This window comes from Veillonella parvula (assembly GCF_002005185.1).
In the GTDB taxonomy this organism is placed as follows: Bacteria; Bacillota; Negativicutes; order Veillonellales; family Veillonellaceae; genus Veillonella; species Veillonella parvula_M.
The window spans coordinates 1295307-1307773 of the sequence record NZ_CP019721.1; the positions used below are offsets into that span (position 1 = coordinate 1295307).

A 12467-nucleotide genomic window follows, 5' to 3' on the forward strand; every position below is an offset into this window, starting at 1 on the left:
TTGTAGGATATATTTATAAAATCTTTCTGTATAGAAAGATAAATTTCTTATTAATTATATATATATTAATAAGTTTAACTTAATGAAAAATATAATAAAAATTCTCAATTAATAGAAAAGGATATAAAATTAAATTTTTTTATGAAAAAAATTATATCCTATAAAACTAGATAAAATCTAACTTAGCAAGCATTTTAAGTTATAAAAACAAGATAATGAGAACACAATTGAGAAAAAAGGGTTTACACGAAAAAGTGGTTGTGCTAATATCACCGTACGAGAAGTAGCAAACACATGAAATGAAGAACTTCGATGTAGAATGTGGCGAGGAAACGTGGACACTCCCAAAGATTCTTAATCTGAAGAACTGAGTAGAATGTGAATGTTATGACTTGTAACATTTTATTTTCTATTTTTTTCAGAAAGAAGGAATTTAACTATGAAAAAACAATTCGCAGCAATCTTTGCAGCAACAGCAGTATTGGGTGTAACTACTGCATTCGCAGCTAACCCATTCTCCGACGTAACTCCAGATTCTTGGGCATACCAAGCAGTTTCTCAATTGGCTAACGCTGGTGTTATCAATGGTTACCCAGATGGTACTTTCAAAGGCCAAAATAACATCACTCGTTACGAAATGGCTCAAATGGTAGCTAAAGCTATGGCTAATCAAGACCGCGCTAACGCTGAACAACAAGCTATGATCAACCGTTTGGCTGATGAATTCTCCAACGAATTGAACAACTTGGGCGTTCGTGTAGCTCGCTTGGAAGACCGCGTTGGTAATGTAAAAGTTACTGGTGATGCTCGTCTTCGTTACAAAGATGCTGAACATGCTAAATCCAAATTTGACGCTCGTGCACGTGTACAATTCAACGCAAAAGTAAACGATCGTACAGACGCTGTAGTTCGTTTGACTTCTGGTAACTTCGAATTAGGCAATTCTGAAAATGAAGATAAAGCAGATGCTACAATTGACCGCGCTTATGTAAACCATAAATTCGGCGAACGCGTATCCGCTAAAGCTGGTCGTTTCGGTCAATCCTTCGGTGGCGGCTTGATGTTCGACGGCACATTCGACGGTGCTCAATTGAATGTTGGCAACGATAAAATTAATGTACAAGCTGCATACGGTTACATGGTATCCGGTGATAATGGTAGAATTGTTGCCAATAATACCAATGGTAACGAATTAACAAAAGATCAAAATGTAACTAACACATATATTGGTTTAACTGGTAAAGTAGGTAAACACACTATGGTAGGCGGTTTCTACGACCGTGTAAATCAAGATACTGATAATGGTTACAAAAACATCTATGGCTTCAATGCTGATGCTAACTTCGACAAAGTTTGGGTTGGTGGCGAATGGTTGAAAGATTCCCATGTAGACGACTCTCAAGCTTGGACTGCAGGTCTTGGCTTTGGTAACTACGACATCAAAAAAGCAGGTACTTGGGGCGTAAAAGGTCAATACTTCAACCAAAAGAAAAATGCACCAATTGTAGATACTACTTATAATCAATTCTACACTACAGATGCTAAAGGTTGGATGGCTTCCGTTGACTATGCATTGCAAAATAACGTTGGTTTATCTGCTAACTATGGTTTCGACTGGAAAACTCAAGATGGTACTGACAAAGGTGACTTTTACCGTGCAGACCTTAACTACAAATTCTAATTTGATAGTTAATTATATGAAAGAGACTTCTTCGGGAGTCTCTTTTTTGTGTTTAATATAAAGTTAAATGAAAATTATATGAAGTGTTTATTATAGTGTTTTATTAATATTATACAATTGATTAAGAAATAATAATTAATTGATAATAGAGGATTTTGCATTTAATGAAAGTTTTATGACTATACTTTCTAATCATTATTAGAGTTCTTACCGCTAATTTCTATCTATATAGCCACTATTAATGGTATAATAAAGAGTATTTAAAATTTTTATAAAGGAGGCAAACATGAATCCTTCTTTTTCTCATATTAAAATGGTTGCCATTGATTGTGATGAAACCTTGGTACGCAGTGATAATACTGTATCTGACTATACAGTAGATGTGTTACATCGTTTACAGCAAAGGGGCATCGTTGTTACCATTGCTACGGGACGGATGTATCAAACGGCAAAGCCTATTGGTTCTGCTTTAAAGCTTGGTAATGTACCCATGATTTTGTTCTCTGGAGGACTCATTCAAGAATTAGAAACAGGGTGTAAACTATTTGAGCAGACCGTTTCTGTTGAGGCTGTACAGCGTATTTATGAATTAGCAAAACAATATGATTGGCATATACAATCCTATATAGATGATCATTTGCTATGTCATCATAAAACATGGCAGTCCGATCTCTATGAAGTTCAAACGGGAGCGAAAGCAGAGTTTTTAGGTGATGGGTTATATACTTTAGAGTCTGAACCAAATAAGCTAATCGCTATTGATACAGTAGAGGGGATTGATCAAATTATTGATACTTTGACTCCTGAAGTGGGCGATTTGGTTAATCTAGTTCGTAGCCAAAAAGACTTTTTAGAAATCGTTGCCCTTAATGTGTCAAAGGGGCGTGCTTTGACACAACTAGCTTTAGATAATCATATTAGTTTAGAACATATCGTTTCTTTTGGTAATGCAGAAAATGATATTTCTATGCTACGTAAAACAGGTTACTCTGTAGCTGTTGAAAACGCTACAGATCATGTAAAATCTGTGGCTCATACAATTTGTGGCCATCATAATGACGATGGAGTAGCCCATTGGATTAAAGATAATCTTTTATAATGGAGTAAAACTATGGAAGCATTTCGTTTGTTAATAGTTACAGGTATGTCAGGTGCCGGCAAAACTCAAGTATTGCAAGCTTTAGAAGATATGGGGTATTTATGTATTGATAATATTCCCCCTGTGCTGATTCCTAAATTAAGTGAAATTTGCCGACAAGGTGGAGAACGGACTAATCGCGTTGCTCTTGTTGTAGATATTCGGGGGGCGAATTTTTTGAAGCTCTTTCTTCATCTTTAGATACATTAAAAGATATGAAGGTAGATTTTGAAATTGTATTTATGGATGCTACAGATGAGACTTTGATTCGTCGATATAAGGAAAGTCGACGGAGTCATCCATTGGCTCCTAATGGGCTAATTACAACAGGGCTAAAAAAAGAACGCCAAATTCTTAACTCTGTGCGCCATAAAGCAGATTTTATTATTGATACCACTAATATGAAGACGGCTAGCTTGAAAGAGTATTTAAAAACGCGCTTTGCTCAAGTTGATGAAGCTCATGGTATGGCGATTACTGTAGTGAGCTTTGGTTTTAAGTATGGTATTCCTCTCGATGCAGATATGGTATGGGATGTTCGTTTTCTACCTAATCCATTTTATATTCCTGAGTTTCGTCATAAAACAGGTCGTGTGAAAGCAGTGAATGAATATATCCATTCCTTTGAAGTAACCGAGGAATTTAAAAAACGTTACTTTGATACCATGGACTTCCTTGTACCAAATTATGAACAAGAAGGGAAATCTCAGTTTATTGTGGCAGTAGGTTGCACAGGTGGTATGCATAGATCTGTAGCTATGGCAGAGGCTCTATACTCCCACTTGTTAGAAAAAGGATATCGTGTAACTGTTGAACATAGAGATATGATGAAAAATAATGTAGAAGAAGATTATAATCCTCATGAAATTATAACACTTGATAACTAGGTAGGGGGGATTATGTTGCGAAAAGGATGGTTCCGGTGGCTAATTCCGGGTCTAAATATAAAACGTTGGCTTGCCCTATTTAGTTGTGGTGTAGGTCTTTTAATTATTGGTATTTCTTTGATTTTTAACTATCAATGGCTTGCGGTTCTTGAAGATATTGTACTTGCCTTTTCCTATAATATGACGGGCTTTTACAATTATAATGTACTCATTGCTGTAGGGACTGTAGTATTATCGATTGGTGCTGTATTAATGCTCATCGGTACGAGTAAAGTTATTAAAACGATTATTCGTGCGGTACTACCTAATCCTGACAGCAAGGTATCGGATATTATTTTTCAAAATATCCGACTCGATAAGGGCCCAAAAATTGTAGTAATCGGTGGTGGTACGGGCTTATCAAATTTATTGCGTGGTTTAAAATCACATACATCAAACCTATCTGCGATTGTAACTGTCGCTGATGATGGAGGTTCTTCTGGTCGCTTGCGAGAAGACTTTCAAATGATAGCTCCTGGTGATTTGCGAAACTGTTTAGTATCATTAGCTGAACAAGAAGGAGTAATGGAGAACTTATTCCGTTATCGTTTCGATGGTGAAAATGAGCTTTCTGGGCACAGTTTTGGTAATCTCTTTATCACTGCGCTTGCTCAAGTTTATGATGGAGATATTGAAGAAGCTCTTGAAGCGGCTAGTAAATTGTTGCGTGTCCGTGGTCGTGTAATTCCTTCCTCTACAGAGTTCATTAAATTGCGTGCAGAGATGACAGATGGCACTATTGTAGAAGGTGAAAGTAATATACCACACTCGGGTAAACGAATTCGTCATATCTATAGTGATCCAGCATTGCCTAAGCCAGAGGGGGCTGCATTACGTGCCATTGATGAAGCGGATGTAATTATTTTAGGTCCTGGTAGTTTATATACAAGCATTATCCCAAATTTACTAACCGATAAGTTGGCCTCTCATGTACGTGCCAGTAAGGCTAATAAAATCTATATTGCTAATGTTATGACACAACCGGGTGAAACCACAGGCTACACATTAAATGATCATGTAGAGGCTTTAATTGCTCATGGCGGAGAAGGAATTATAGATACTGTTCTTGCCAATGATGGGCCGTTGCCAATTCAAATGGTTGAACAATATAGTGCTGTAGGATCTGAACCATTGGTATTAGATACTAAGAAGTTACAAGACAAAGGAATCCGCACTATACGAGCTACCTTAATTAACCCTCAAAAACCAGCTGTTCACGATCCTGAACGGTTAGGTAAAGTTATTATGGATATCATTCATGCTATGCAATCTAACACTGAACCGCATATCTTAGAGTATTATCTTCAACGAGATGATCATTAATGAGAAGGGATGCCCATGTCATTTGCAGAAGATGTAAAAAATGAATTATGCCAATATGAAGCCTCTAGTGATGCGGATGTGGCCATGAAAATTGAAGCGTCTTGCTTATTGCGTATGGGCGGATCTATCATTTTGGGGATGAAAGGTGCCGTCGGTATTCGTTTAGCTACGGCTAATAATGCAGTAGCTCGTCGTTTGCTTGGTATTTTGAAAAAGCAATACGAATTACCTACAAATGTTTTAGTACGACAAGGTTTAAACTTGCGTAAAAAAAATATGTATACGCTATCTGTAGAACCCTCTGTAGAGGGTAGACAGGCTCTAGAGGATCTTGCTTTATGGCCTGTGAGCGAACAAATTCCTCGTAGTTGGCTCAAATCAATGGAAGCGCGACGGGCCTTTTTAAGGGGAGCTTTTTTAGGGGGAGGCTCTGTCAATAAACCACAAAGTGATTATCATCTTGAGTTTATGACGGGAAACGAGACCTTTGCGAGGGAAATTATCCATGTATTACGGCTCTTTCACATTCATGCGGGCTTAACGGAGCGGAAGGAAGAGTATGTAGTATATCTTAAAGAAGGGGACGCAGTAACAAACTGTTTGCAAATCATGGGAGCTCAATCGGCTCTTATGGAATTTGAAAACGTGCGGATTATGAAAACTGTACGAAATCAAATTAATCGACAAGTCAACTGTGAGACTGCAAATTTACAGAAGGTTGTGGATGCAGCAGTTCGTCAGGTAAAAGCAATCCGTATTATTGATAGAGAAATCGGTATTGAAGAATTACCTGAAAAGTTGCGCGTCGTTGCAAGACTTCGGTGGGAGAATCCTGAAGCGAGTTTAAAAGAACTTGAAGAGTTGATGGAGGGGAAACTATCTAAATCTGGAATTGGCCATCGACTAAAGAAGATTGAAGCATTAGCACTTACGTATGACCCGTTGGGGCTCGAAGAAGTATAGAGGTAATAATATATGTTTTCCTATAAATCAAGATATTGTGTAGCTGCGGCTATGGCTGCCATGGCTGCCCTTACAGGCCATGTAGAAGCTCGTGATATAGATTTACAATCAATTGGATATTTTCAGTTTTCTCCGTTGCCACCATCGTTGGTGTCTCAAACTGATACATTGCTCCTATCGGATAGTCCTGAATATGTAGGCCCCGTAGGAGGTACGTTAAGTGCAGGTACAATTAATGGCAATGGTCGTATCTATTTCTATCATGTAAATGAAATGGATTTACCTCACAAGATTGCTATCGTCTTAGAAAACCAAACGGCTTATCCAACTTCAGTACATGTCATGAGACAATTAAAATCTGTAGCTACACCTGATTATTTTGCAGCAGGTCGTGATTTGTCTCGAAAGGATTTGGAGCAACCTCTTAATGAAAGCCGAGATGCAAGACCATTATATTCTCTTAGCATCCCACCACAAGGGCGCCAATTAATCTTTAGTGACTTAGAAAATACACCGGTAAATCGAGATGCATTATTTACGGGTATTGTAGATATTAAAACAGAAGGGCCTATATTTGCGCGTGTCATGATGTTGCCTATGGGGATGGACCCTGTAGATGCGTCACATTGGGTGAAAAACCTTCCTATTGATGAAATACAATTACGCGGTACTTATACTGGTGCTAAGCGTAATATGGAGGTTACTACACCATTCGATACCTCTTTAGGTGGTGCCTTTGTAGAAATTGGTAATGACCGAGAAGATACGTTTATTAATGGTGTAGACGAAATGCAAAATAAAGCATTTGTTCGAGATCGTGGTAACTATGGCGTATCGTATACGTTAAAAATTCCTACAAAGGGGAATGAACCGTTTAGACTGTATTTTAACCCTCTTGGGGGACCTTATTCTGGTTCCTTTACGGTAAAAACATTGCATCAACAAGGTGCTAGAAGGGGGCAGACAGATACACGGACTTATCACATTGGTGGTGCAGATGGTATTTCCGCATTAGGGGAAGGTACTATATTAGATAGCCGTCTTTTAGGGAACTATAATGCGGGCGATTTATTAACATTAAACTTTATGCCAGCCGGTGCATCGAATTTGCCAATTCGTTTCTTGTTGATTCCTGAATCTCTTGCAAATCCACAAAAACATCAAACTATTGCTGTTAATGTACCAAAAGATGTTAAAGATATTTTAGGGAACCCAACTCAAGGGGGAACACAAATACCTGTAGGACCTGTAGGTGGTAAAGATGGAGATAAAGGGTCCGTAGATACTAAAAAATCTACTGTTGAAAGTCCAGCTAAACGGGCAGAAGTAATTGCTCATGAAGAAACTAAAAAGTTAAGCGATAAAGCTGTAGCAGATGTAAAAAAAGAAGCACAACTTAAAAAGGCAAAAGACGAGAAAGAAGCATTAGCTCGTAAAAAAGCTGAAGAGGCTCGACTAGCTGCAGAAAAAGCCGAAATGTTGCGAAAGGCTGCAGAAGCCAAGCATGCTGAAATTGAGCGCAAGATGGCTGAAAAAGCCGAAGCAGAGCGTAAAGCAGAGGAAGCTCGCAAGGCGGAAGCGGCTCGTAAAGCTGAAATGGCACGTATCGAGGCAGCGAGAAAAGCGGAAGCAGATCGGCTAGAGGCGGCTCGTAAAGCAGAAGAAGCTCGACTAGCAGCGGAAGCAAAACGTCTTGAAGAAGAACGTAGAATTGAAGCTGCTCGTATTGAGGCTGCACGCAAAGCGGAGGAAGAAAGAAAAGCGGCCGAAGCTAAGGCACGCTTTGAAGCGCAAAGAGCAGCAGAAAAAGCTGCTTTAGAGGCCAAAAAGGCCGAAGAGGAACGCTTGGCTGCTGAGGCTAGAGCTCGTTTAGAAGCACAACGTAAAGCTGAGCAGGAAGCATTGGAAGCAAGACGTGCCGAAGAAGCTCGTAAAGCAGCAGAAGCGAGAATTGAAGCGGCGCGTAAAGCTGAACAAGCTCGTTTAGAAGCAGAAGCACGTAGAGCAGAAGAAGCTCGGAAAGCAGAAGCAGCTAGACTTGAGGCACAACGTAGAGCTGAACAGGAACGACTCGAAGCAGCGCGCCGTGCTGAAGAAGCTCGCATTGCTGCAGAGGCTAAACGTGCCGAAGAAGTGCGTAGAGCTGAAGAAGCTCGTCGCATAGAAGAAGCAAGACGTGCCGAAGAGGCTCGTAAAGCAGAGGCGGCTCGCATAGCGGCGGAAGCTCGTAAGGCAGAGCAAGAGCGACTTGCTGCAGAACGAGCTGAAGCAGAACGTCAAGCAGCCGAGGCACGACGCCTTGCTGAGGAACGATATAAAGCGCAACTAGAGGCAGAACGTAAAGCTGAAGCTGCCCGTCAACAAGCGTTGGCTCAAGCTGAAATAGAGCGTAAAGCAAAAGAGCGTGCTGAAGCGATTCAACGTGTTCGAGATCAACAAGAAAGCGCTCGTCGTCGTGCAGAACTTGCCCGTCAACAACTTGAAGCCGAACGTAAGGCTGCTCAAGCATCTAAGAGGACTCCTTCCTTCAGTGAACTTGATGATATTCATGGGGATACATCAAATGTAACTATTCCAAATGCTGTATCCATTGATGAGTTGACTAAACCTAGACCGACTGCATCTCAAAATACACGTCGTCGTGAGCAACGTCAACCTCAATTGTCGCCAAATCAGCAATATGTGCAGATAAATCCTGTAGCGAATGAGCCGCAACAAGATCAAATGCCATATACTCCACAAAATGAACAGCAAAATGATGAAGAAAACCCACCAAGATTATATCCATTAGGTTAAGACCCTTAATTTCTAAAAAAGAAATTTTAGATTAAAGTTTAAGATATAGAAGTGGATTAATAGCTGTTTAAATATAGAGAGGACAAGCAATTTTATATGCTTGTCCTCTTTTTAAAATACATATGAATTTTGTGTTTTACATTGACTTTCAAAGGTGGATTCAGTACAATAAATAAAGAAATGCATATATGGTACGAGAGACCATTGCATAATACAATACCTTTTAATTTAGTCCAGAGAGGCTGAGAAAGGAATATAGTTGAAGTGCCCATAGGGGCTTCTTTGTGCAAACTATTTGACCTTTTGCCCTGGGCAAAAGGTCTTTTTTGTTACGTGAGTTAGGAGGAAATCATGGGACAAGTTAGCCTAAAAGGCAAAGATTTATTGGGTTTGCAAAATGTGTCACCTGAAGAAATCAAATTGATTTTAGATGTGGCAAAGAAAATGAAGAAAATCGTTCTTTCTGATGACAAGAAGGTTCCACTATTAAAGGGGAAATCCATTATCAACCTTTTTATGGAACCAAGTACTCGTACTCGTAGTTCCTTTGAGTTAGCCGGAAAATATTTAGGGGCTGACGTAATCAATCTTTCTCCTAGTGGTTCTTCCATGGGTAAAGGTGAAAGCTTCCGCGATACATTGTTAACAATGTCCTACATGGGCACAGATGCTATCGTAATGCGCCACAGCGCAGAAGGTGCACCTTTATACGCTACGAAAGCCGTAGATCCTATCATCATTAATGCAGGTGATGGTGCTCATGAGCATCCAACACAAGCTTTACTAGATATGTACTCTATTTTAGAGAAAAAAGAATCCATAGAAGGCTTAAAAGTCGTTATCATTGGCGATATAATGCATAGCCGTGTAGCACGCTCCAACATCTATGGACTTACAAAAATGGGGGCTGATGTACATCTAGCTGGTCCTCGCACAATGGTATATCCAGAACTTGAAAAATTAGGTGTTACCGTACACCATGATATTCGTGAAGCAGTTGCTGATGCAGATGTGGTAAACGTACTTCGTATTCAATTAGAACGCATTCACTCTGCACTATATCCTACAAATAGAGAATATGCACGCATCTTTGGTATCAATAATGAAGTATTGAAACTAGCTAAAGATGATGCAATGGTAATGCATCCAGGTCCAATGAACCGCGGCCTTGAAATCGCACCAGATGTGGCGTATTCTGATCAATCAGTAATTCAAGAACAAGTGCGTAATGGCGTAGCTATACGTATGGCTGTATTGTACTTAACTATTATCGGAGGTGACGGTAGTGAGCTTGCTTATTAAAAATGGTACGGTAGTAAATCCGGCGAAAAAACAAAACGAAGTAGCAGACATTCTCGTAAAAGATGGTAAAATTGCAGCCATCGGTCAAAACTTAAATGCTGAAGGTGCTGAAATATATGATGCAACAGGTCTTATTGTAGCACCAGGCCTTATCGATATTCACACACATTTGCGTGAGCCAGGTCAAGAAGCGAAAGAAGATTTCCACTCCGGTACACAAGCCGCTGCTGCAGGTGGTTTCACACGTGTTGTAACTATGGCTAATACAAATCCTGTGGTAGATAATGCTGCGCTCGTAAGAGGGTTGCAAAAGCAAGCCGAACTTACTGGTGTTGTTAAGGTAGAATTTATTGGTGCTGTATCAAAAGGTCTTGAAGGTAAGGAACTTGCTGAAATGGGGGATATGGCAGAAGCTGGTGTAGTAGCTTTCTCCGATGATGGCCACTATGTAGAAAATGCTGCATTTATGCGTCGTGCTTTAGAATACTCGTCCATGTTTAATAAGATGGTTATCGACCATGCAGAAGATATTACATTGACTAAAAATGGCCATATGCATGAAGGTATTGTTTCTTATGAATTAGGTGTTATTGGTCGCCCTGCAGTAGCTGAAGATTTGGCTGTTGCTCGTGATATCTTGTTATCTGAAATGACAGGTGGTCATATCCATATTGCTCACGTAAGTAGTAAAAATACTGTAGATATGGTGCGCCGTGCGAAGGCTAAAGGCCTTAATGTAACCTGTGAAGTTACAAGCCAACATTTGTCTTTCACAGATGAATACCTACGCGAATATAATCCAGCATTTAAAATGGCTCCTCCAATTCGCTCAGAAGATCATCGCCAAGCATTATTAGAAGGCTTGAAAGATGGCACAATCGATGCGATTATTACAGACCATGCACCACATGCATACGAAGAAAAAGACCATGAATTCTGCTGTGCACCAAATGGTTTCAGTGGCCTCGAAACATCTTTGGCAGCGGTTATTACAAATGCATATGGTCCTGATAAACTTAGTATTGATCAAGTTGTGTACTATATGAGTACTCGACCAGCTGAGTTGATGCACCTTGATGCAGGTGTTCTTGAAGTTGGTAAGCCAGCGGATATTACTGTATTCTCTACAACTGAAAAGTGGACAGTAGATAGAAATAAATTTCATACAAAAGGTAAAGTTAGTCCATTTGATGGTATGACTGTTACAGGTAAAGCTAAACTGACAGTAGTTGATGGCAAAATTGTTATGAAGGAGGGCGTAGTCTTATAATGAAAGGCAAGTTAGTTCTTGAAGATGGTTCCGTGTTTGAAGGTTCCTTATTAGGTGGCGCCCCAACGGTAGGTGAAGTTGTATTTAACACAGGTATGACCGGGTATCAAGAAATCTTGACTGACCCATCCTATGCGGATCAAATTATTACATTAACCTATCCTTTAATTGGTAATTATGGTACTTTAAATTCTATCACTCAAGGTCCTAAGCCATATTGTAAAGGTTTTATTGTAGGTGAACTGTGTGACTTTCCATCTAACTGGCAAAATGAGGGGTTATTTAGTGAGTATCTTCGTTTGCACGGCATCCCTTGCCTTTATGATGTAGATACACGTGCGATTACACGTGTTCTTCGTAACCATGGTGTAATGAAGGGCGTACTCGTACGCTCTGATTACCCTATGGAGGATATTCAAAAATTGTTTAAACAAGACTTGCCAACAGATCAAGTTATGCGTGTAACTACAAAATGGCAAGGTATGCGTGGCGATAAAAATGCTGAATTCCACGTAGCGGTAATGGATTATGGTGTAAAGGAAAATATCCTTCGCTCTCTAGAAGCTGCAGGCTGTCGTCTTACTGTATTTCCTGCAGATGCTAAGGCTGAAGATGTGTTGGCAGCAAATCCAGATGGTATTTTTTTATCTAATGGCCCTGGAGACCCTCAAGATCTTGGCTATGCAGTAGAAGAAGTAAAGAAAATGTTTGGTAAGAAACCAATCTTTGGCATCTGTATGGGGCATCAAGTATTGGCACAAGCTTATGGTGGCACCACATTCAAATTGAAATTTGGTCACCGTGGTTCTAACCATCCTGTACAAGATTTACGTACTGGCCGGGTATATATTACATCTCAAAACCATGGTTATGCGGTAGATGATACTTCTTTGCCAGATTTCGTAGAAATTACACATCGTAGTGTAAATGATGGTACCGTAGAAGGTATGCGTCATAAAGAATTGCCAATCTTCTCCGTACAATACCATCCAGAAGCATCCCCAGGACCTACTGATAACCTATATTTATTTGACGAATTTGAAGACTTAATGAGAAAGGGAAAATAAT

General features: G+C 39.8%; 8 protein-coding genes and 1 pseudogene. All 9 read left to right on the forward strand.

The genetic code is table 11. The features are described from left to right. Positions 1-439 precede the first annotated feature (439 nt). Positions 440-1681, forward strand: coding sequence for a putative porin (locus tag B1A77_RS05970; protein WP_004698453.1), 1242 nt, complete (start codon positions 440-442; stop codon positions 1679-1681). 286 nt (positions 1682-1967) lie between these two features. Further along, the gene (locus tag B1A77_RS05975) at positions 1968-2780 is read left to right on the forward strand and encodes a Cof-type HAD-IIB family hydrolase (protein WP_004698428.1); all 813 of its coding nucleotides are present in this window, start codon (positions 1968-1970) and stop codon (positions 2778-2780) included. A 12-nt stretch (positions 2781-2792) separates the two neighbouring features. Beyond that, positions 2793-3706, forward strand: a pseudogene (gene rapZ, locus B1A77_RS05980) (RNase adapter RapZ). A gap of 12 nt (positions 3707-3718) precedes the next feature. After that, positions 3719-5068 (forward strand): gluconeogenesis factor YvcK family protein, encoded by a 1350-nt coding sequence (locus B1A77_RS05985; protein ID WP_004698495.1) that lies wholly within the window; start codon positions 3719-3721, stop codon positions 5066-5068. Positions 5069-5083: 15 nt separating this feature from the next. After that, positions 5084-6031 carry a DNA-binding protein WhiA gene (gene whiA, locus B1A77_RS05990; RefSeq protein WP_060919900.1) on the forward strand — a complete coding sequence of 316 codons (948 nt, stop codon included), beginning with the start codon at positions 5084-5086 and terminating at the stop codon, positions 6029-6031. Positions 6032-6043: 12 nt separating this feature from the next. Next, positions 6044-8827, forward strand: a complete 2784-nt coding sequence (locus tag B1A77_RS05995; protein ID WP_077708256.1) for an ATPase — start codon at positions 6044-6046, stop codon at positions 8825-8827. A gap of 351 nt (positions 8828-9178) precedes the next feature. Continuing rightward, positions 9179-10129: an aspartate carbamoyltransferase catalytic subunit gene (locus B1A77_RS06000; protein WP_077708257.1), complete on the forward strand. Its 951-nt coding sequence runs from the start codon at positions 9179-9181 to the stop codon at positions 10127-10129. Further along, positions 10113-11399 carry a dihydroorotase gene (locus B1A77_RS06005; protein ID WP_077708259.1) on the forward strand — a complete coding sequence of 429 codons (1287 nt, stop codon included), beginning with the start codon at positions 10113-10115 and terminating at the stop codon, positions 11397-11399. Before B1A77_RS06000 ends, B1A77_RS06005 begins: the two co-directional genes overlap by 17 nt. After that, positions 11399-12466: a glutamine-hydrolyzing carbamoyl-phosphate synthase small subunit gene (gene carA / locus B1A77_RS06010; protein WP_008715755.1), complete on the forward strand. Its 1068-nt coding sequence runs from the start codon at positions 11399-11401 to the stop codon at positions 12464-12466. The genes B1A77_RS06005 and carA overlap by 1 nt, the downstream gene beginning before the upstream one ends. Position 12467 lies beyond the last annotated feature (1 nt).